18 protein-coding genes are annotated in these 20,618 nt (G+C 66.7%); 13 read left to right on the forward strand and 5 right to left on the reverse strand.

Annotated elements, in window-relative coordinates:
• Positions 1–52 precede the first annotated feature (52 nt).
• A complete protein-coding gene (locus QP166_RS06695; RefSeq protein ID WP_333915219.1) occupies positions 53–1,216 on the forward strand; it encodes an NAD(P)/FAD-dependent oxidoreductase in 1,164 nt (387 codons plus the stop codon).
• A gap of 52 nt (positions 1,217–1,268) precedes the next feature.
• Here the strand turns inward: QP166_RS06695 and QP166_RS06700 are convergent, their stop codons facing one another.
• On the reverse strand, positions 1,269–2,396 hold the full coding sequence (locus QP166_RS06700; protein ID WP_333915220.1) for a zinc-binding dehydrogenase: 1,128 nt from the start codon (positions 2,394–2,396) through the stop codon (positions 1,269–1,271).
• 94 nt (positions 2,397–2,490) lie between these two features.
• Between QP166_RS06700 and QP166_RS06705 the strand changes: the two genes are divergently transcribed.
• The 5 genes from QP166_RS06705 to QP166_RS06725 all read left to right on the forward strand — a co-directional run bounded on the left by QP166_RS06705 (position 2,491) and on the right by QP166_RS06725 (position 9,743).
• Entirely contained in the window at positions 2,491–3,324 is an 834-nt protein-coding gene (locus tag QP166_RS06705; RefSeq protein WP_333915221.1) for an arylamine N-acetyltransferase family protein, read from the forward strand.
• A 148-nt stretch (positions 3,325–3,472) separates the two neighbouring features.
• A complete protein-coding gene (locus QP166_RS06710) occupies positions 3,473–5,332 on the forward strand; it encodes a beta-L-arabinofuranosidase domain-containing protein (RefSeq protein WP_333915223.1) in 1,860 nt (619 codons plus the stop codon).
• A 286-nt stretch (positions 5,333–5,618) separates the two neighbouring features.
• Positions 5,619–7,838: a S9 family peptidase gene (locus tag QP166_RS06715; protein WP_333915224.1), complete on the forward strand. Its 2,220-nt coding sequence runs from the start codon at positions 5,619–5,621 to the stop codon at positions 7,836–7,838.
• 57 nt (positions 7,839–7,895) lie between these two features.
• Positions 7,896–8,612, forward strand: coding sequence for an MgtC/SapB family protein (locus tag QP166_RS06720; RefSeq protein WP_333915225.1), 717 nt, complete (start codon positions 7,896–7,898; stop codon positions 8,610–8,612).
• 60 nt (positions 8,613–8,672) lie between these two features.
• Positions 8,673–9,743, forward strand: a complete 1,071-nt coding sequence (locus tag QP166_RS06725) for an aspartate-semialdehyde dehydrogenase (protein WP_333915226.1) — start codon at positions 8,673–8,675, stop codon at positions 9,741–9,743.
• Between the two features lie 135 nt (positions 9,744–9,878).
• Here QP166_RS06725 and QP166_RS06730 read toward each other — a convergent pair whose 3' ends face one another.
• Positions 9,879–10,487 (reverse strand): YitT family protein, encoded by a 609-nt coding sequence (locus QP166_RS06730; protein ID WP_333915227.1) that lies wholly within the window; start codon positions 10,485–10,487, stop codon positions 9,879–9,881.
• A 94-nt stretch (positions 10,488–10,581) separates the two neighbouring features.
• Here QP166_RS06730 and QP166_RS06735 point away from each other — a divergent pair, with 94 nt between their 5' ends.
• Positions 10,582–11,016: a GFA family protein gene (locus QP166_RS06735; protein WP_443027192.1), complete on the forward strand. Its 435-nt coding sequence runs from the start codon at positions 10,582–10,584 to the stop codon at positions 11,014–11,016.
• On the forward strand, positions 11,003–11,758 hold the full coding sequence (locus QP166_RS06740) for an alpha/beta fold hydrolase (protein ID WP_333915229.1): 756 nt from the start codon (positions 11,003–11,005) through the stop codon (positions 11,756–11,758). The genes QP166_RS06735 and QP166_RS06740 overlap by 14 nt, the downstream gene beginning before the upstream one ends.
• A gap of 97 nt (positions 11,759–11,855) precedes the next feature.
• Here QP166_RS06740 and QP166_RS06745 read toward each other — a convergent pair whose 3' ends face one another.
• The 3 genes from QP166_RS06745 to QP166_RS06755 form a co-directional block, all read right to left on the reverse strand.
• Positions 11,856–12,338, reverse strand: coding sequence for a hypothetical protein (locus QP166_RS06745; protein WP_333915230.1), 483 nt, complete (start codon positions 12,336–12,338; stop codon positions 11,856–11,858).
• Positions 12,339–12,403: 65 nt separating this feature from the next.
• Positions 12,404–13,834 carry an AMP nucleosidase gene (locus QP166_RS06750; protein WP_333915231.1) on the reverse strand — a complete coding sequence of 477 codons (1,431 nt, stop codon included), beginning with the start codon at positions 13,832–13,834 and terminating at the stop codon, positions 12,404–12,406.
• A 70-nt stretch (positions 13,835–13,904) separates the two neighbouring features.
• Positions 13,905–14,384, reverse strand: coding sequence for a peroxiredoxin (locus QP166_RS06755; protein ID WP_333915232.1), 480 nt, complete (start codon positions 14,382–14,384; stop codon positions 13,905–13,907).
• Positions 14,385–14,480: 96 nt separating this feature from the next.
• Here QP166_RS06755 and QP166_RS06760 point away from each other — a divergent pair, with 96 nt between their 5' ends.
• The 5 genes from QP166_RS06760 (at position 14,481) to QP166_RS06780 (ending at position 20,582) form a co-directional block, all read left to right on the forward strand.
• The gene (locus tag QP166_RS06760; RefSeq protein ID WP_333915233.1) at positions 14,481–15,041 is read left to right on the forward strand and encodes a YqgE/AlgH family protein; all 561 of its coding nucleotides are present in this window, start codon (positions 14,481–14,483) and stop codon (positions 15,039–15,041) included.
• A gap of 217 nt (positions 15,042–15,258) precedes the next feature.
• Entirely contained in the window at positions 15,259–16,680 is a 1,422-nt protein-coding gene (ahcY, locus tag QP166_RS06765) for an adenosylhomocysteinase (RefSeq protein WP_443027193.1), read from the forward strand.
• A 133-nt stretch (positions 16,681–16,813) separates the two neighbouring features.
• Positions 16,814–19,150: a PAS-domain containing protein gene (locus tag QP166_RS06770; protein ID WP_443027245.1), complete on the forward strand. Its 2,337-nt coding sequence runs from the start codon at positions 16,814–16,816 to the stop codon at positions 19,148–19,150.
• Entirely contained in the window at positions 19,147–19,602 is a 456-nt protein-coding gene (gene tsaE / locus QP166_RS06775; RefSeq protein ID WP_333915235.1) for a tRNA (adenosine(37)-N6)-threonylcarbamoyltransferase complex ATPase subunit type 1 TsaE, read from the forward strand. The genes QP166_RS06770 and tsaE overlap by 4 nt, the downstream gene beginning before the upstream one ends.
• A complete protein-coding gene (locus QP166_RS06780; RefSeq protein WP_333917278.1) occupies positions 19,599–20,582 on the forward strand; it encodes an aminoglycoside phosphotransferase family protein in 984 nt (327 codons plus the stop codon). Before tsaE ends, QP166_RS06780 begins: the two co-directional genes overlap by 4 nt.
• Positions 20,583–20,618: the final 36 nt, after the last annotated feature.

The raw sequence follows: 20,618 nt of genomic DNA on the forward strand, positions 1-20,618 counted from the left end.
CCGAGGCTCGACCGGCATCGACTTCGCCGCGCGCCTATGACACGGCCGCGCGATGGAAACATTCGACGCGATCGTGCTGGGCGCGGGCGGGGCAGGGTTGATGGCGGCGGCGGTCGCCGGGCAGCGCGGCCGGCGCGTCGTCGTACTCGATCATGCCGAGGCGCCGGGCAAGAAGATCCTGATCTCCGGTGGCGGCCGCTGCAACTTCACCAACCTGCACACCGCGCCCGACCGCTACCTCTCCGCCAACCCGCATTTCGCCAAGTCCGCGCTCGGCCGCTACACCGCGCGCGACTTTCTCGACATGGTCGAACGCCACGGCATCGCCTGGCACGAAAAGACGCTCGGACAATTGTTCTGCGACGGCTCGGCGCGCGCGATCGTCGACATGCTGCTTGGTGAGTGCGAGCTGGGCGGCGTCACGATCCGCCTGGGGCATTCGCTCGGCGAGATCGGCCACGCCGATGGCCGCTTCACCGTCGCGCACGGCGACCGCAGCTATACCGCCCCGGCGCTGGTGATCGCGACGGGCGGGCCGTCGATCCCCAAGATGGGCGCCACCGGCATCGCCTATGACATCGCGCGTCGCTTCGGCCTCAAGGTCGTCGAGCCGCGCCCGGCGCTGGTCCCCTTGACCTTGCCCGGCGACGAAGCGCTCTTCCGCGCCCTCTCAGGGGTCGCTACGCCGGTCGTCGCCCGCGCCGGTAAGGCCGCTTTTGCCGAAGCCGCGCTCTTTACCCATCGCGGCCTGTCCGGCCCCGCGATCCTGCAAGCGTCGAGCTACTGGCGGCACGGCGAAGCGGTCGCGATCGACTTCCGCCCCGACGCTGCCCCCGGCTGGCTGACCGGCGCCAAGCGCACGCGACCGCGGGGCACGCTCGCGCAGGTCCTCGATTTGCCGTCACGGCTCGCCGACGTGCTCGCCGAGCGGCTCGGCGTCGGCGAACTCGGCGCGACGACCGACCGCGCGCTGGCGGAGGCCGAGCGCCGCCTGTCCGATTGGCACTTCCATCCCGATGGCACCGAAGGCTTTGCCAAGGCCGAGGTGACGGTCGGCGGCATCGCGACCGATGCTTTGTCCTCGAAGACGATGGAGGGGCGCAAGGTGCCCGGCCTGTACGCGATCGGCGAGGCGGTCGACGTCACCGGCTGGCTTGGCGGCTATAACTTCCAATGGGCATGGGCGAGCGGTTGGGCTGCCGGGCAGGCGATTTAGCCTCTATCGTCGTTGCGACCCCGGCCTGCATCGGGGTCGCAACGACGACCGACTATCGCGTCGGGTCGATCAGATACTTCTCCCCCGTTGCCTTGCGCTCGTAGGCGCGCAGCACGTCCGGGTTCAGCGCTTCCTTCAGTCCGATGGTCGCGGTGTAGTTGCTGGCGAAGGTCGTGGTCAGCTCGTCGGCGATCCGCTGCCGCATCCGCTGCGCCGTTTCCGCCCCCGCTTTCTTCAGCCACGGGAACAGCAGGAAGCCCGACACGCTCCACTGGAACCCGAACGCCAGCCGGTTGAGCGTCGTCGGTCCGGTATCGAGCGCACCGTAGATATACAGCTGCTTGAACGTATCCGAGCCATAGCGGCTGTACTCGCCCGCATTGCGGCTCGCGGCCTGCTCCATCGCCTGCAGGATATCGCTTCCCAGCGACCCGCCGCCGATCGCGTCGAAGGCGATCGTCGCGCCCGTCTCGGCGCACGCATCCGCCAGCTTCGCGCGGAAATCCTCGTCCTGGCTGTTCAGGACGTAGGTCGCGCCGATCGCGCGCAGGATCTCCGCCTGCTCGGGCTTGCGAACGATGTTCACCAGCGGCACGCCATCGGCGAGGCAGATCTTCTGGAGCATCTGCCCGAGGTTCGATGCCGCGGCGGTATGGACGATCGCCTTATGCCCCTCTGCGCGCATCGCCTCGACGAACGCGAGCGAAGTCAGCGGGTTGACGAACATCGCCGCGCCGTCCGCCGCGCTGGCACCCTCGGGCAGCGGCACCACCTCGCGCAGCTTGGCGAGCCGGTATTGAGCGAACATCGCGCCGCCGATCATCCCGACCTTGCGGCCGACCAGTTCCTGCCCCTGCGCACCCGCGGCGACCACCGTTCCTGCGCCTTCGTTGCCCACCGGCAGCGACTGGCCGACCCGCGCACGCAGCCCCTTCACTCGCCCGTCCGGAACCTGGAAGCGCAACGCCGGCGCGTCAGGCGTGCCGACCTCTTCCAGCGTCGTCACATCGGCCGGTCCCAGCAACAGCCCGAGGTCGGAAGGATTGATCGGCGCGGCCTCGACGCGCACCAGCACCTCGTCGTCGCCGGGCGTCGGATACGTGACCTCTTCTAGCCTCAGTGTCAGCGAGCCATCGGCGTCGACCACCGATCGCAGTTCCAAACCCTTGGTGTCGCTCAACTTGGCCTCCTCATTTGGTGATCCGGCATGGGCCTGACTATGGGGTCGGTCAAACCCGTTCTCAACGTCGCCCAACCGCGCTACCGCGGGCGGCATGTTCGACCTCGACGCCTATCTCGCCCGTATCGACCTTCCCGCGCGCCCGACCCGCGATGCCGCCGGCCTGTCGCGCGTCCAGCATGCGCACCGTCTCGCGATCCCGTTCGAGAGCCTCGACGTGCTGCTCGGCCGCGCGATCGCGATCGACGGGGCGAGCGTCGCCGCCAAACTGGTCACCGCGCGGCGCGGCGGCTATTGCTTCGAGCACAACCGCCTGTTGCTCGACGCGCTCGCCGCGCTCGGCTTCACCGCGCGGCCGTTGCTCGCGCGGGTCTGGCTCGGCGCCACCGCGATGCCGCCGCTGACGCACACGCTGTCGCTGGTGACGATCGACGGCCAGCCGTGGATCGCCGACGCCGGCTTCGGCGGCAGCTACGCCCCGGTCATGCCGCTGGAGGATGGGGCACAGGGCGAAGCGCCCGACGGCGCGCACTTCCTGCTGGTTGGCGATGACGAACGCGCCGGGGAGGGCGGCTGGCTGCTGCTCCGTGACGGCGATCCGACCACCACCGATGGCCGGGGGACGGGGCCGGGCTGGCAGCCGCAATATAGCTTCACCACGACCGAAGTGCATGACAGCGATCTGGCGCTGGGCAATCACTGGTCGATGAGCGCGCCGGGCAGCCGCTTCACCCGCACGGCCGTGACGAGCATCGTCCTGCCGCGCGGCTTCGCGTCGCTGATCGACCGCCAGTATCGCCGCCGCGCAGCGGAGACGATCGCCGAGGCGGAGATCACCGATCCGCGCGTCTATCGGATGCGGCTGAGCATGATGTTCGGGATCGACCTTAGCGCGAATGAGGTCGAAGAACTTGGATTGTTTGGATGATGATCGCCGATCGTCCACCGCCCTACCTTCCAGGATCTCAGCCGGGCGCGACAAGACAAAAGTGCCGAGGCGACGGCTGGCATTTGACGGAGTAATGGCTATGATCGTCACGCGCAGTCGACGGAACTGCGTACGATAGGAGAGTTTTGTGACGAACGTCTGTTGTAGCCCATTGTCGCGTCGTCATTTTCTTTCCGGCGTCGCCGGCAGCGCGCTTTTGGCCGGCGTTACCGTCCCCACCCTTGCGCAGGTGAGCACCCCCGCCAAGCTCCAGCCGTTCGACATGCAGGACGTCGACCTGCTCGACAGCCCGTTCCTCCATGCGCAACGCCAGACCGAGGCATATCTGCTCCGGCTCCAGCCCGACCGAATGCTCCACAACTTCCGCATCAATGCCGGCTTGAAGCCCAAGGCGGCGGTGTATGGCGGCTGGGAATCCGAGCCGATGTGGGCGGAGATCAACTGCCACGGCCACACGCTCGGCCATTATCTCTCCGCCTGCGCGCTGGCCTATCGCGCCACCGGCAAGCAGGAGTACCGCAAGCGCATCGTCTATATCGCCCGCGAACTGGCGGCGTGTCAGAAGGCGGCGAACAGCGGCCTCGTCTGCGCCTTCCCCAAGGGCGCGGCGCTTCTGTCGGCGCATCTGCGCGGCGAGCCGATCACCGGGGTGCCGTGGTATACGCTCCACAAGGTCTATGCCGGCCTACGTGACGCGACGCTGCTCGCGGACAGTGCGGCGGCGAAGGCGGTACTGCTGCGGCTCGCCGATTGGGGCGTGGTCGCCACCCGTCCGCTCAGCGACGCTCAGTTCGAGGAGATGCTGAAGACCGAATATGGCGGCATGAACGAAGTCTATGCCGACCTGTTCGTGATGACGGGAAACGCTGACTATCAACGACTTGCGGAGCGTTTCTCGCAAAAGGCGATACTCGCGCCGCTGGTGAAGGCGCAGGATCAACTCGACGGCTTGCATGCCAACACCCAGATCCCGAAGATCATCGGCTTCCAGCGTGTGCATGAGGTAGGCGGCGACGCCAGCTACCATGCCGCCGCGCAATTCTTCTGGAAGACCGTCGCCCGCACCCGCGCCTTCGCGACCGGCGGGCATGGCGACAACGAACATTTCTTCGCGATGGCCGATTTCGACAAGCACGTCTTCTCGGCAAAGGGGTCGGAGACGTGCTGCCAGCACAACATGCTCAAGCTGACGCGGCAGCTGTTCCTGCAGGATCCGCGCGCCGATTACGCAGACTATTACGAGCGCACGCTCTACAACGGCATCCTCGCCTCGCAGGACCCCGACAGTGGGATGGCGACCTATTTCCAGGGTGCGCGCCCCGGCTACATGAAGCTGTACCACACCCCGGAGGACAGCTTCTGGTGCTGCACCGGGACCGGAATGGAAAATCACGTCAAGTACCGGGACTCGATCTATTTCCACGACGGGCGCCAGCTTTACGTCAATCTGTTCATCCCATCGTCGTTGAAGTGGCGTGAGCAAGATGTTGTTTTAACACAAGAAACATCCTTCCCCGCGCAGTCCGGCACGCGGCTGCGGATCGCGGCGAAGCGCCCGGCCTTGCTTGCGCTCAAGCTGCGCCACCCGCGCTGGAGCCATACCGCCACGGTGCTGGTCAACGGTGTCGAGGCGGCGACTTCGGTCGAACCCGGCAGCTATGTCACGCTCGACCGGACGTGGAAGGATGGCGACAGGGTCGACTTGCGGCTGGTCATGGAGCCCGCCGCCGAGCGGGCCCTGCGGCGCCGCAGATCGTCGCCTTCACCTACGGCCCGCTGGTGCTGGCCGGCGCGCTCGGCAAGCAGGGGCTTGCGCCCGGCGCGGACATCATCGTCAACGAGCGCAAATACGGCGAATACAATGATGCGCCGGTCGCGGTGCCGGTGCTCGCGGGCGACCCCGACGCGCTGGTCAAGAGCATCCGCCCGACCGGCAATCCGCTCGAATTCACGATCGTTGCACAGGACGGGACGCCGGTCCGGCTGATCCCCTATCACCGCGTCGCGCACGAACGCTACGCGACCTATTGGCAACTCGCCTAGCGCAACACCGGGGCAGGTTGGATCACCGTCGCACAGCGATCGCCTGTATGGCGCTGACGGTGGTTCGATGCGGTCCGGCCTTGCTCCGGATTGCGACGTGGTCATCCTTACCCAGCAATGACGGCAAAAGACAAACCTGCGTCATCATGTTCGGGCGCGATCGATCCCAAGATTCTGCTGTCTTCGTGCGGTGATCTTTGTCACCAGCATTCGGGTGACGGAGGGTCTGAATGCACAAGTGGTTTATCGTCGCCGCGCTGGCGACGACGGGATTTTCGGCCGTGGCTGACGCGCAGGGGGCAGTTGCGCAGACGCCGCTGACACTTGAGCGGGTGTTCGCCACCCCCGATCTCGCGGGACCGCAGCCGCGCGCGCTCAAGCTGTCGCCGGACGGCACGTTGCTGACCTTCCTGCGCGCGCGCCCCGACGACAAGGACCGGCTCGACCTGTGGGCACGCGACACCAGCACCGGCGCGGAGCGGATGCTGGTAGACAGCCTCAAGGTCGGCTCTGGCGCCGAATTGTCCGAAGCCGAGAAGATGCAGCGCGAACGCGCCCGGATCGGCGCGCTCAAGGGGATCGTCGCCTATGACTGGGCCGCGGACGGTCGCAACCTGCTCGTGCCCGTTGACGGCAATCTGTATCTTGCCGGTGTCGACGGGCAGGTCCGCCGGATCACCGACGTGCCCGGCGGCGTGCTCAACGCCAACGTTTCCCCGCGCGGCGGCTTCGTCAGCTATGTCCGCGACCAGAACGTCTGGGTCCAGCCGCTCGGTGGCGGTGCGGCGCGCGCACTGACCAGCGAGGGCAAGGGCCTCGTCCACTTCGGCGAGGCGGAGTTCGTCGCGCAGGAGGAAATGCACCGCACCGACGGTTATTGGTGGAGCCCCGACGATCGCTACGTCGCGGTCGAGCGGTTCGACGAAACGCCGGTCAAGGTCTTCACGCGCGCCGCGATCGGCGCGACCGGCACCAGCATCTACGAGCAACGCTACCCCGCCGCCGGCACGCCCAACGTGCTGGTCGACTTGTACGTGATGCGCGCCGACGGATCGGGGAAGGTGAAGGTCGATCTCGGCAGCGACCCCGACATCTATCTGGCGCGCGTCGATTGGTTGCCGGACGGCTCGGCGCTGCTCGTCCAGCGCGAGAACCGCGCGCAGACGAAGCTCGACATGCTCCGCGTCGATCCGGCGACCGGCAAGGCGACCGTGCTCTTCACCGAGTCCGCGCGTGCGAAGAGCTGGATCAATCTCTCCGACAGCTATCGCCCGATGGAGGACGGCAGCCTGTTGTGGCGCTCCGAGCGTGACGGCTTCGGACATCTCTGGCGATTGAAGGGCGGCCGCTGGACGCAACTCACCAAGGGCGATTGGGTGGTCACCGGGCTGGTCGCGGTCGATGAGCCGAAGGCGCGCGCCTATTTCCTCGGGACGAAGGACGACGTCCTCGAACAGCATCTCTACGCGCTCGACCTGAAGCGCGGCGGCATCACGCGGCTGACCGAGCGCGGCTGGAACAACAGCGTCACCGCCGACGGCAAGGCGCAACGCTTCCTCGTCACCCGCTCCAACCCCAACCAGCCGCCGCAGACCTATCTCGCCGACGCCGGCGGCAAGCGGCTGGCCTGGATCAACGAGAACCGCGTCGAGGGCGCGCATCCCTATGCCCCGTATCTCGCCAGCCATCGCCCGGTGCAGTTCGGGACGATCAAGGCCGCGGACGGCAGCACCGATCTTCACTGGCAGATGATCACGCCGGTGATGGCGCCGGGCAAGCGCTATCCGGTGTTCTTCCAGCATTATGGCGGGCCGGGGTCGCAGGGCGTGGTCCGCAACTGGAAGAACCCGCTGATCCAGCATCTGGTCAGCCGCGGCTGGATCTATTTCGAGCTGGACAATCGCGGCTCGCCCAACCGCGGCGTCGCCTTCGAAAGCGCGATCTGGCACGCGATGGGCACCGTCGAGGTCGCCGATCAGCTCAAGGGTGCGGATTACCTGAAGACGCTCGCCTTCGTCGATCCGGCGCGGATCGCCACTTATGGCTGGTCCTACGGCGGCTATATGTCGCTCAAGATGGCCGAGGCCGATCAGGACGTCTATGCCGCTGCGATCTCGGGCGCGCCGGTCAGCGACTGGCACCTGTATGACACGCATTATACCGAGCGGTACATGGGCGATCCGCGTGTCGACGGCGTCGCCTATGACGCGTCGCGTGCGGTGATCGATCCGAAGAAGATCACCACGCCGCTGCTGCTGATGCACGGCATGGCCGACGACAACGTCTTCCTCGACAATTCCACCAAGGTGGCGGCGGACCTGCAGGCCGCCGACATGCCGTTCGAGATGATGCTCTATCCCGGCAAGACGCATTCGGCGGTGCGCGACATCCACGTCTGGACGACGATCGAGCGCTTCCTCGACCGGCACATCGGCGACAAGCCGGAATGACCCGATCGCGACGACGGTGTCATTTCGCCGTCGTCGTCGTTGGCTAACGCCCCCGCGATGCGCTTCCTGACCCTGTTTCACCTGTCGCCGTTCCTCGACACCGCGATCAGTTACGTGACCGCCTTCGTGCTCGGCACGGCGATCGGGGCGGAGCGGCAGTATCGGCAGCGGACGGCGGGGCTGCGCACGAATGCGCTGGTGGCGATCGGTGCGGCCGCGTTCGTCGACCTCGGTCAACGACTGGGCGGCGACGTCGAGTCGATCCGGGTCATCTCCTATGTCGTATCCGGGATCGGTTTCCTCGGCGCCGGCGTCATCATGAAGGAGGGGATGAACGTCCGCGGCCTCAACACCGCCGCGACGTTATGGTGTTCGGCCGCCGTCGGGGCGATCGCCGGGTCCGACATGGTGGCGGAGGCGGTGTTGCTGACCGGTGTGGTGCTGTTCGCCAACACCGCGCTTCGGCCATTGGTCGACGCGATCAACCGCATTCCGTTCGCGGGCGGCACGGTGGAGGCGACCTATAGCGTGACGATCACGGTCGCGGTCGAGGAAGCGGGGCCGCTCGGCGATCTGCTGGTCGAGCATCTGGAGAATGCGCAACTGCCGGTCGCCGACCTCGCGACGCAGGAACGCGGCGAGGAACAGGTCGCGCTCGTCGCCACCCTGGTCGGCACGAATGTGGCGCATAGCGAACTGGATACGCTGGTCGAGCACCTGTCGCGCGTCCATGGCATCGACCACGCCACCTGGCAGGTAAGCACGCACGATTAGGAAAGCGGATGGACGACCTTGCGCAACGGCGATAGGGCCGGGCCATCAGCGGAGGTTTTGATGGGTTATCGGGTAGTAGTGGCGGGAGCCACGGGCAATGTCGGGCGCGAGATGGTCAACATCCTCGCCGAGCGGCAGTTTCCGGCGGACGAGATCGCGGTGCTCGCCTCGTCGCGCTCGGTCGGTGACCAGATCGAGTACGGCGACACCGGCCGGATGCTCAAGGTGCAGAACATCGAGCATTTCGATCCCGCCGGCTGGGACATGGCGCTGTTCGCGATCGGCAGCGAGGCCACCGCGGTCTATGCGCCGAAGTTCGCCGCGGCGGGCTGCACCGTGATCGACAATTCGTCGCTCTACCGCATGGACCCCGACGTGCCGCTGATCGTGCCGGAGGTGAATGCCGCCGCGATCGACGGCTACAAGCGCAAGAACATCATCGCCAACCCGAATTGCTCGACCGCGCAGATGGTCGTCGCGCTCAAGCCGCTGCACGACGCCGCCACGATCAAGCGCGTCGTCGTCGCGACCTATCAATCGGTGTCGGGCGCGGGCAAGATCGGGATGGACGAGCTGTTCGAGCAGAGCCGCAACATCTTCGTCGGCGACCCGGCCGAGCCGAAAAAGTTCACCAAGCAGATCGCCTTCAACGTCATCCCGCACATCGACAGCTTCCTCGACGACGGGTCGACCAAGGAAGAGTGGAAGATGGTTGTCGAGACCAAGAAGATCCTCGATCCCAAGATCAAGGTGACCGCCACCTGCGTGCGCGTGCCGGTGTTCGTCGGCCATTCCGAGGCGCTGAACATCGAGTTCGAGAACGAACTGTCGGCCGAGGACGCGCAGAACATCCTGCGCGAAGCGCCCGGCGTGATGCTGATCGACAAGCGCGAGGACGGTGGTTACGTCACCCCGATCGAAAGCGCCGGCGACGACGCCACCTATGTCAGCCGCGTCCGCGAGGACCCCACGGTCGAGAACGGCCTGGCGTTGTGGTGCGTCAGCGACAACCTCCGCAAGGGCGCGGCGCTCAATGCGGTGCAGATCGCCGAACTGCTCGGCCGCCGGCATCTCAAGAAGGCCGACGAGACCGGCGAGGAAGACTTCCAGGCGGTGCTGACCGCGGAGTAAGCATACTCTACCCGTCATTCCCGCGAAGGCGGAATCCAGACGCGCAGGCCTTCGAAAGAGCCCTGACGTCATAGGTTCTGGATCCCCGCCTTCGCGGGGATGACGGCCGTCGAGAGGGGGCAGCCGTACGCCCCCTCAATACCCGCGATACCGCCCCGGCCGATGCCACGCGATCAAGATCCCGCTGATCGCCGCCGACGACACCGCCGACCACCCGACCCGCTCAGGCGGCAGAAACGCTAGCGCGGTCAGCAGGATGAGCGTGTCGATCGCCATCTGCGTCCGTCCGGCGTTCCATCCGCGCGTCTTCTGCAGCCACAAGGTCACCACCCCGGTCCCGCCGATCCCGGCATGATGCCGCGCCAGCGCCAGCGCACCGAAGCCGATCACCGATCCACCCGCCAGCGCCGCGAAGGCCGGATCGATATGCGCGATCGTCAGTCCGATCCGCGTCCACGTCCCCAACGCCGCCACCCCCGCACCGACCAGCACGGTACGCAGCGTGAAACGCCGTCCCATCGCCTTCCACGCCAGCCACATGAAGGGCAGGTTGATCAACGTGAACAGCGCGCCCGTCGGCAGCGGCACCGCATAGGAGATCAGCAACGCGATTCCCGCGGTCCCGCCCGTCACCAGCCCGGCGGCGTGCAGCAGCGCCAGCCCGAGCACAACGAGGATGCAGCCGAGCGTCAGCGCATAGGCGTCCTCGATGGCGGAATGGGGCAGGGGCTGGTCCGGCGTCACAAGCAATCCCTATCCACGTCGGTGGTGTGCTGCAACGCAGCATCGATGGACGCGGCGCGTGCCGGTGCGTAGAGCCGGCGGCATGAGCCCTATCATGACCGGTGGCTGCCAGTGCGGCGGCATACGCTACAGCGTCGTGGTGACCGACGACGACGCCTATCTCTGTCATTGTCGGATGTGCCAGCGCGCGACCGGCGGCGTATTCGCGGCGCTCAAACAAGTGCCCCGCGCCGCGGTCACCTGGACGACCCGCCAGCCCGATCGTCGTGCTTCGTCGGAAATCGCTCAGCGCGGCTTCTGTGCCGAATGCGGCACGCCGCTGACCTACGAAGGTGTGAGGTCGGACAATCTGGACCTGACGGTCGGAAGCTTCGACGAAGCGCACCGGTTGAAACCGGTCGGACATTTCGGCGTCGAAAGCCGCCACCCGGCCTGGAGAGACACGGCAAACCTGCCCGAGAAGCGGACGCAGGATCTCCCGAACATCGTCAGCCAATGGATGGAAACGCGCGGCCATGTCCCCGACTGAAACCCGATATTTCGATAGCTTCGACGGACAGCGGATCGCGTGGCGTGAGTTGGGGGAAGGGCGCCCCGTGGTGCTGATCCACGGTTTCTTCTCCGATGCGCAGACCAATTGGTTGAAATACGGCCATGCCGCCGCGATCGCCGCGGCCGGTTTCCGGGTGATCATGCCCGATCTGCGGGCACACGGCGAAAGCGCCCGACCGCACGACAGCGCGTCATACCCACCCGACGCTTTGGCGCGGGATGGTCACGCGTTGCTCGCTCATCTCGGGTTGAGTGATTACGATCTCGGCGGTTATTCGCTGGGCGCGCGAACGACGGTACGGATGCTCGCGACCGGCGCGACGCCGCGTCGCGTGGTGATCGCCGGCATGGGCCTGGACGGCATCACTCGCGCCGACCGCCGCGCCGGACACTTCCGCAACATCCTGACCAACCTCGGGAAACACGAACGCGGCAGCCCCGAATGGATGGCCGAGGCGTTCCTGAAGACGACCGGTGGCGATACCGTCGCGCTGCTCGGGATCATCGACACGTTCGTCGGCACCCCCGAGGCTACGCTCGAGGCGATCGTGCAGCCGGTGCTGGTCGTCAGCGGCAAGGACGACGACGACAACGGCTCCGCGCCCGCCCTCGCCGACGCGCTCCCGCAGGCACGCTATGTCGAGGTGCCGGGCAACCACATGAGTGCGGTGACCAAAGCCGAACTCGGCCAGGCGATCGCAAGCTTTCTCAAAGGATAAGGCTCAATCCCGGTCATCCCGGACTTGATCCGGGATCCCGCTTCTTCTGCTCGCGAGTAAGCGACGCCCCGGAAGAAAACCGGGGCGTCGGACGAAATCACGCCTTCTCGGGGATCGTGTTCTCGTCGGCGATCTTCGCCTCGAATGACTTGGAAGAATCCTTGCCATCCGGCTGATGCGCCTTGGCCTTCTTCGCGCCGTCGGGTGCAGGAAGCTGCGGCGACTTGGGCGTTGAGCCACGTAGCGTCAGCAGCGCAGCCGTCGCTGCCGCACCGATCGCCGCGACGCCGCCGGCGATCGCCGCCGCGCCCCATTTGCCGCCGACCTTGTCGATCGCGGACTCGCTGCGCGACGCGGACTTTCGGCCCGTCGTGGCCCGCGGCTTCGCCGGCGTGGCGCGGGCGCGCTTGGTCGCCGGCTTCTTGGCGGGGGCGGCGCTGGTATCCGACTTCGTCGCCTTCGTCTTGGCAGCCCGAGGCGCCGCCGCCTTCGGCGCAGCGGCCTTGCGCGGCGCACGGCGGCGCGGAGTGGCGGGCTTCGATGCCGCCGGCGTCGGCGTATCGCTGGTGTCGTCGGCCATGATCTGCTCCCATATCGATGGTTTCGGGAGCGCAACGCACGGACGCCGCTGTGTTTCCAAGCCGATCAGCGAAACGGCGGCTCGTTGAACGCGCGCAGCTTGCGGCTGTGCAGCTTCGCACCCTCGCGACGCAGCTCCTCGCACGTCTCGATCCCGATCCGCATATGTTCGCTGATCGCGCGTTCGTAGAAGCGATTGGCCTGGCCGGGCAGTTTCAACTCGCCGTGCAGCGGCTTGTCCGAGACGCACAGCAACGTTCCATAAGGCACGCGGAAACGATAGCCCTGCGCCGCGATCGTCGCCGATTCCATGTCGATCGCCACGGCGCGGCTGAGCGAGAAGCGCAGCGCCGAGCGGGCGTAGCGAAGCTCCCAGTTACGATCGTCGGTGGTGACGATCGTCCCGGTACGCAGCCGCCGCTTCAATTCGTCGCCTGACTGACCCGACACCGTCTCCGCCGCGCGCGCCAGCGCCTGTTGTACCTCGGCGATCGCCGGCACGGGAATTTCGGGCGGCAGCATGTCGTCGAGCACATGGTCGTCGCGCAGGTAGGCGTGCGCGAGCACATAATCGCCGATCCGCTGCGACGGCCGCAGCCCGCCGCAATGCCCGATCATCACCCACGCTTCCGGGCGCATCACCGCGAGATGGTCGCAGATCGTCTTTGCGTTCGATGGGCCGACGCCGATGTTGACGAGCGTGATCCCCGTGCGGTCGTCGGCCATCAAATGATAGGCCGGCATCTGCAACCGCCGCCATGCGCTGTCGTCGAGCATCGCGGGATCGTCGCCCGCCTTGAACAGCACGCCGCCCGGCCCCGACAGCGCGGTGAAGCGGCCTCCCTCGCTCACCTGCTGCGCACCCCAGCGGACGAATTCGTCGACATAGCGGTGATAGTTGGTGAACAGCACGTAGCGCTGGACATGCTCGGGCGGGGTGCCGGTGTAATGACGCAGCCGCGCAAGGCTGAAGTCGGTACGCAACCCGTCGAACAATGCCAGCGGGCGCGTGCCGTCGATCGACGCCCATAGCCCGTCGGCGATCTCGTCGCCGATAAACGCCAGTTCGGTGGTCGGAAAATAGCGTGCCAGCTCGGCAGCGGAAGTCGCGTCCAGGCTCAACGCATGATGCGGTTCGATGACATAGGGGTAGGGGATCTCCTGCGTCCCCGGGACCGCATCGACCTTAACGTCGTAATCCTCGATCAACAGCGTCAGCTGCTCGACCAGATAATCGGCGAACGCCGCGGGTTTGGTGACGCTGATGCGATAGTCGCCAGGGCTGACCAGCCGCCCGAACGAGCGCATCGGGGTAGGGCGTCCGTCGCCACCGGCAAAGCGCAAGCGGATTTCGGGATAGGCGAACGCGCCGTCGTTTCGCGCGCTGCGTTCGGGCACGGAGCCATCGGCGATATAGGCGGTAATCGCCGCCTTCAGTCGGTCGACGGAGGCGGTGTAGAGCCGGTCGAGTTCCCGGACGAGGTCGTTCGCTGTCATGTCGGACGGTTACATAGTCCGCATGACCGGGGCAAGTCGCCCCGCCGTCAAACGGCGGGGCGTGTAACGCTCACAGTGTTTCGAGCAGGTGATCCGCCGAGCTGACGCGGAACTCGCCGGGTGCCTCGACATGAAGCGACTCGACGACGCCATCGTTGACGACCATCGCATACCGCTGGCTGCGGCGGCCCATCCCGAACTTTGTGCCGTCCATATCGAGACCCAGCGCGGCCGCGAAATCGGCATTGCCGTCGGCCAGCATCGTGATGCCCTGCGCGTCATTGGCCTTTGCCCATGCCTCCAGCACGAACGGATCGTTGACCGCGGTGCAGGCGATCTCATCTATGCCCTTCGCCTTCAACGCGTCGGCCTTCTCGATGAAACCGGGGAGGTGCTTGGCCGAGCAGGTCGGCGTGTACGCGCCGGGCACGGCGAACAGCGCCACGCGGCGGCCCTTGAAATAGTCGGCGGTGTCGATCGGCTCGCGGCCATCGGCGACAAGCTTCGTAAGCTGCACGGAAGGAAGGGGTTCGCCGATACCGATGGGCATATAGATAACTCCGGTTAGGATGGGCGCCAGCGATGGCGAGTGCGCGCGGCGATTTCAAGCTTTGGCAACCGCGGCCGGAGCGCCTAAGTCACAGCCATGGAGCAAGCGACCTATTTCACCGGCCAGTTCCTGCTCGCGATGCCGGGCATCGGCGACGCGCGGTTCGATCATTCGGTGATTGCGATGTGCAGCCATGACGAACAGGGTGCACTCGGGATCGGCGTGGGCGCGACCGTCAACGGCCTCGGGCTGCACGAGGTGCTGGAGCAACTGGAGATCGCGCCCGGAGTCGCGCCCGACGCGCCGGTGCATTTCGGCGGACCCGTCGAGCCGCGGCGCGGCTTCGTTCTCCATTCGGACGATTGGGGCGGTCAGGACACGCTCGATGTCGCGGGCCGCTGGCGCCTGTCGGGAACGCTCGACGTGTTGCGGGCGATCGCTGCGGGAACCGGACCGTCGCAATGGCTGGTCGCGCTCGGCTATGCCGGATGGGGGCCGGGACAGCTCGAGGTCGAATTGACGCGACACGGCTGGCTCAATGTCGAGGACACGACGGACATGCTGTTCGCCACCCCGGTCGAGGAACGCTGGACGCGCGGCTTCGTCGCGGCCGGCGTCGATCCGCGGCTATTGTCGAGCCAGTGCGGTCATAGCTGACGCGTTCTCGATGCGAGCGCGGTCCAGGGCGTCGCCGCTCGTCCATATTCTTGAACAAGGCAGTGTCCCCGTGCGCCGGGAAGCGCCACCGATGGGCACCGATCACATATAAAGATACCTTTATATTTGATCCGCGCAGGCATCGCGGCTAAGGCGCGCGGATGCCGATCGGTGTGGTGCATGCCTTGGTCGGCCTCATCTGAGTGGAGACAACGCCGTGGCAACCGCCCCCGTGCTCGAAAAGAACGACTACGTCATCAAGGACATCGGCCTCGCCGACTTCGGTCGCGCCGAGATCAACATCGCCGAGACGGAGATGCCCGGCCTGATGGCGCTGCGCGAAGAGTATGGCGCAGCACAGCCGCTGAAGGGCGCGCGGATCACCGGATCGCTGCACATGACGATCCAGACCGCCGTCCTCATCGAAACCCTCACCGCGCTGGGCGCCGACGTGCGCTGGGCGACCTGTAACATCTTCTCAACGCAGGATCATGCCGCCGCCGCCATCGCCGCTGCGGGCATCCCGGTGTTCGCCGTGAAGGGCGAGACGCTCGCCGATTACTGGGATTACGTCGGGTCGATCTTCGACTGGGACGTCAACGGTGACGGCCAGACCGCCAACATCATCCTCGACGATGGCGGCGACGCGACGATGTTCGCGCTGTGGGGCGCGAAGCTCGAAGCCGGTGCGACCTTCGGCGAGCCGGAGAACGACGAAGAAGTCGAATTCCAGCGTTCGGTCAAGGCGTTCATCGCCAAGAAGCCGGGCTACCTGACCGAGACCGTCAAGAACCTGAAGGGCGTGTCGGAAGAGACGACCACCGGCGTGCACCGTCTGTACGAGATCGCGAAGAAGGGCGAGCTGCCGTTCCCGGCGATCAACGTCAACGACTCGGTCACCAAGTCGAAGTTCGACAACCTCTACGGCTGCAAGGAATCGCTGGTCGACGCGATCCGTCGCGCCACCGATGTGATGCTCGCCGGCAAGGTCGCGTGCGTCGCGGGCTTCGGTGACGTCGGCAAGGGCTCGGCACAGTCGCTGCGCAACGGCGGCGCCCGCGTGATGGTGACCGAGGTCGACCCGATCTGCGCCTTGCAGGCGGCGATGGAAGGCTTCGAAGTCGTGACGATGGACGAGGCGGTGAAGCGTGCGGACATCTTCTGCACCGCCACCGGCAACGCCGACGTCATCACCGCCGATCACATGAAGGCGATGAAGCCGATGGCGATCGTCTGCAACATCGGCCACTTCGACAGCGAGATCCAGATCGCGGCGCTCAGCAACTATGAGTGGACCGAAGTGAAGCCGGGAACCGACCTGGTGAAGTTCCCCGATGGCAAGCAGATCATCATCCTCGCCAAGGGGCGTCTGGTGAACCTGGGCTGCGCGACCGGTCACCCGTCGTTCGTGATGTCGGCGTCGTTCACCAACCAGACGCTCGCGCAGATCGAGCTGTGGACCAAGTCCGAGAACTACAAGAACGAGGTCTACGTCCTGCCGAAGCACCTCGACGAGAAGGTCGCGGCGCTGCACCTCGAGAAGCTGGGCGTCCAGCTGTCGAAGCTGACCCCGAAGCAGGCCGGTTACATTGGCGTGCCGGTCGAGGGGCCGTTCAAGCCGGATCACTATCGCTACTGATCGCACGATCGGCGATGGCGAACGAAGGGCGGGGCCATTGGCCTCGCCCTTTTTCGTGAGCGCGCGCCGCGCCGCTTGCCGCTAGTCGATGCCGACCCTAGACAAGCGCTATGTCGCGGATCTCGCACGCTCTATGACGCCGTTACCGCCGGGCATCGCGATCGCGATCGGCGCGGTCGTGCTGTTGCTCGTGTTCGCTGGAGTCGTGTTGATCGCGCTGGGACTGCGCGCGCGCGCCGGCGCGGTCGAAGCGGTGCGGGAGCGCGAGACCATCGAGACGTTGCTCGCGAGCGCGCCGATGCAGCCGATGGTGGTGCTGCCCGATGGGCGCGTCGAGATGGCGCGTCGGGTGGCCGACTGGCTGGGCTTCACTGACATCCCGGCCTATTTCCAGGAGGTCGAGGCAGCAGGCTGGGGCCTGCATCCTCATGAGGCTGCGGCGATGTCGAGCGGGCTCGCCGCTTGCCAGCGATCGGCACGCCCCTTCACGCATACGATCCACGCACGCGATGGCGGGCGGACGTTGACCGTGCAGGGCGACCGCCGCGGCGAGGCCGTCATCCTGTGGTTCTACGATTCGACCGCCAGCGAAGGCGAGATGCGGCGGCTCGGCAACGACTTCAACGATTTGTCTGATGCGTTCGATGCGCTGACCGGGCTGGTCGAAGCCGCGCCTTTGCCGATGTGGTACCGCGATGGTGACCTGCAACTCGCGATGGTCAACTCGGCCTATGTCACGGCAGTCGAGGGCAGCGACGCCGGCGATGTCGTTGGGCGCGGGCTGGAACTGGTCGACGGTTCGGGGCAGGGCAGTCCGACCGCCGGCGCGGCGCAAGCGCGCGACGAGCGCCGGCCGCAGCAGCGTGTGCTGCCCGCCACGATCGGTGGCGCGCGGCGGGCGTTGCGCATCCACGACGTCCCGCTGCCGGTCGGCGGGGTGGCGGGCTATGCCATCGATATCGAAGAATTGGAGCAAAGCCACGCCCGCGAGCGGCGGTTCGCGGAGGCGCAGCGTGCGATGCTCGACCGTCTGTCGGCGGGCGTGGCGCAATTCAGTGGTGACCGCAGCCTCGTCTTCTGTAACCAGCCGTTCCGGCGGATGTTCGCGATGCGGCTGGAATGGCTGGCCGATCGCCCCGAGTTCGACCGCGTGCTGGAGCGGATGCGCGAAGCCAATCGCGTTCCCGAAGTCCGCGACTTCCCCGGCTGGAAGGCGGAGCGGCGCGGCTGGTTCGTCAATGCCGATACCGCGGTCGAGGAGAACTGGCACCTGCCTGGCGGCACGCACCTGCGCGTCGTGGCGCAGCCGATCCCCGACGGCGGATTGATGGTGTTTTTCGAGGATCGTACCGAGCAGGTGCAGCTCGCCAGCGCGCGCGACACGCTGCTGCGCGTCCGTACCGCAACCTTCGACAATCTGTTCGAGGCGTTGGGCGTCTTCTCGGCGGACGGGCGTTTGCAACTCTGGAACAATCGCTTCCGCGCCTTGTGGGATCTGGAGGAGGAGTTCCTCACCGGCCATCCGCGCGTCGACGTGATCGCGGAGAAGGTCGCGCCCAAGCTGTCGAACCCGCGGCGCGCACGTTCGATCGCCGAATTGGTGCGCACAGCGACGATCGAACGGCAGCAACGCGCCGGGCATATCGCGCTGGCGGACGGGCGGCAGTTCGAATTTGCGGCGGTGCCGCTGCCCGACGGCAACGCGCTGTTCACGATGCTCGACATCAGCGACAGCCGCGCGATGGAACAGGCGCTGCGGGAGCGCAACGATGCGCTCGAGGCGGCCGACCAGGTGAAGACCGCGTTCGTCGCGAACATGAGCTACGAGTTGCGTACGCCGCTGACCTCGATCAGCGGTTTCGCGGAGATGCTGCACGGTGGCTATGCCGGCGATCTGTCGCCGGACGCGATCGCCTATCTGGATGCGATCCTCGACTCGGTCGACCGGCTCGGCTTGCTGATCGACGACGTGCTGGATCTGACCTCTACCGACAGCGGTGCGCGCCCGATGGAGCGGGCCGACATCGACGTGGCGGCCGTCGCGCGCGCCGCGGTCGAGGCGTTGCGCGCCACTGCACGGCGGCATCATATCGATCTGGCGGTCGAGGTGCAGCGCTCGGCAGGGCGGCTGGCTGGCGATGCGCGTCGCATTCGGGAGGTCGTCGAGCATCTGCTGCGCCGCGCGATCGGTGCCGCACCCGAGCATGGCAAGGTGGAGTTGTCGGTCAACGGCAACGCGCGTGGTGCACGGATCGTGGTGACGGACAGCGGACCCGGTATGACCACCGAGCAGGTATCGCGCGCCTTCGATCGCTTCGCCGGCGAGGGTGCGCCAACGACCGGCGAGCGAGCGCTCGGTCTCGGTCTCCCGCTCGCCAAGCAATTCGTCGAGGCGCACGGCGGGACGATTGCGCTGCAAAGCGCGCCGGAAACCGGCACGATCGTCACCGTGGAGCTGCCGCGGCGATGAGGCACGGCGAGGAGCGGTTGTTGGACGCCGTGGCGACTGCGGCGGCGGGCGCGCGACTTGCGGAGGTGCTGAAGGCCGGCGACGTCGTGACGCTGACCGGCGGGCTGGGTGCGGGCAAGACCACGCTGGCGCGGGGCATACTCGCTGCGCTCGGACTGGCCGAGGAAGCGCCGAGCCCGACCTTCGCGATCGTTCAGCCATACGACCCGCCAGAGGTGCGGCTGTCGGTGTTGCACATCGATTTATACCGGCTTGATGATCCTTCCGAAGTTGATGAACTGGGGCTCGATGAAGCGAGGCTCGACGCGGCGCTGCTGATCGAATGGCCCGAGCGCGCCGGAGTTGGGCGCTGGCCGGATGCGCTGGCGCTCGACGTGGCATTGGCCCCCGATGGCGCGCGTCGCTTGACTTGGAACGCGCCCGACGCTTGGGACGGGCGATGGCCACGATGATTCCGCCGGCGGACGCGCCCGCCTTTCTCGACGCGCATGGATGGGGCGGGGCTCGCATCGAGCCGCTGGCCGGCGACGCCTCGTTCCGGCGGTATTTTCGCGTCTACGCCGATGCCCGTCGTGCGATCCTGATGGACGCACCGCCGCCGCAAGAAGACCCGCGTCCATTCCTGGCGGTGGCCGAATGGCTCGCCGAGCACGCCTTCGCTGCGCCTGCGATCCATGCCGTCGATCTCGAACGCGGGTTGGTGCTGCTCGAGGATTTCGGTGACGTGCGGCTACGCGAAACCGCGGACGCCGATCCGGAAGCGGCAGTGGCGCTATATGAGGCGGCGATCGATCTGCTCGTCGTCTTGCGCGCGCAGCCGGCCGGGCCGTGGCGCGATTATGGCCGTGCCGAGTTGCAGCGCGAGGCGGGGTTGCTCGTCGACTGGTATTGTCCTGCAATCGGCGCGGACGTCGATGCCGAGCGTTATTGGGCAGCTTGGGACGAGGTCCTGCACCATGTCGAGGGCGTGACGCCGGTGACGGTGCTGCGCGACTATCATGCCGAGAACCTGATGCTGGTCGGCGCGGAGCGGACGCTCGGCCTGCTCGACTTTCAGGACGCGCTTGCCGGTCATCCCGCCTATGATCTGGTGTCGCTGCTGCAGGACGCTCGGCGTGACGTCGACCCGTCGATCGAGGACGCGATGCTGGCGCGGTATCGTACCGCGACCGGCGAGGGCGAGGATTTCCTGCGCGCCTATCATGTGCTCGGCGCGCAGCGAAATGCCAAGATCCTCGGCATCTTCGCGCGATTGTGGAAGCGTGATGGCAAGCCCCGTTATGCCGCGCTGTGCCCGCGGGTCTGGGCGTATCTGGAACGCGACCTGACCGATCCGGCGCTGGCGCCGGTCGCGCGTTGGTTCGACGACAATCTGCCGTCGGAATGGCGCGGTGATCCGCTGGTGCTCGCCGACGCGCGAGGGCTCAAGTGACCCGCCCGAAATACATTCGCCCCGACCCGGGCTCAC

The organism is Sphingomonas sp. LR60, assembly GCF_036855935.1.
In the GTDB taxonomy this organism is placed as follows: Bacteria; Pseudomonadota; Alphaproteobacteria; order Sphingomonadales; family Sphingomonadaceae; genus Sphingomonas.

What these genes read in the sequence shown, in the direction of transcription:
- QP166_RS06695 (WP_333915219.1), top strand. Translation starts at nt 53, where the DNA reads ATGGAAACATTCGACGCGATCGTGCTGGGCGCGGGCGGGGCAGGGTTG.
- QP166_RS06705 (WP_333915221.1), top strand. Translation starts at nt 2,491, where the DNA reads ATGTTCGACCTCGACGCCTATCTCGCCCGTATCGACCTTCCCGCGCGC.
- QP166_RS06715 (WP_333915224.1), top strand. Translation starts at nt 5,619, where the DNA reads ATGCACAAGTGGTTTATCGTCGCCGCGCTGGCGACGACGGGATTTTCG.
- QP166_RS06720 (WP_333915225.1), top strand. Translation starts at nt 7,896, where the DNA reads ATGCGCTTCCTGACCCTGTTTCACCTGTCGCCGTTCCTCGACACCGCG.
- QP166_RS06725 (WP_333915226.1), top strand. Translation starts at nt 8,673, where the DNA reads ATGGGTTATCGGGTAGTAGTGGCGGGAGCCACGGGCAATGTCGGGCGC.
- QP166_RS06735 (WP_443027192.1), top strand. Translation starts at nt 10,582, where the DNA reads ATGACCGGTGGCTGCCAGTGCGGCGGCATACGCTACAGCGTCGTGGTG.
- QP166_RS06740 (WP_333915229.1), top strand. Translation starts at nt 11,003, where the DNA reads ATGTCCCCGACTGAAACCCGATATTTCGATAGCTTCGACGGACAGCGG.
- QP166_RS06745 (WP_333915230.1), bottom strand. Translation starts at nt 12,338, where the DNA reads ATGGCCGACGACACCAGCGATACGCCGACGCCGGCGGCATCGAAGCCC.
- QP166_RS06750 (WP_333915231.1), bottom strand. Translation starts at nt 13,834, where the DNA reads ATGACAGCGAACGACCTCGTCCGGGAACTCGACCGGCTCTACACCGCC.
- QP166_RS06755 (WP_333915232.1), bottom strand. Translation starts at nt 14,384, where the DNA reads ATGCCCATCGGTATCGGCGAACCCCTTCCTTCCGTGCAGCTTACGAAG.
- QP166_RS06760 (WP_333915233.1), top strand. Translation starts at nt 14,481, where the DNA reads ATGGAGCAAGCGACCTATTTCACCGGCCAGTTCCTGCTCGCGATGCCG.
- QP166_RS06770 (WP_443027245.1), top strand. Translation starts at nt 16,814, where the DNA reads ATGACGCCGTTACCGCCGGGCATCGCGATCGCGATCGGCGCGGTCGTG.
- tsaE (WP_333915235.1), top strand. Translation starts at nt 19,147, where the DNA reads ATGAGGCACGGCGAGGAGCGGTTGTTGGACGCCGTGGCGACTGCGGCG.
- QP166_RS06780 (WP_333917278.1), top strand. Translation starts at nt 19,599, where the DNA reads ATGATTCCGCCGGCGGACGCGCCCGCCTTTCTCGACGCGCATGGATGG.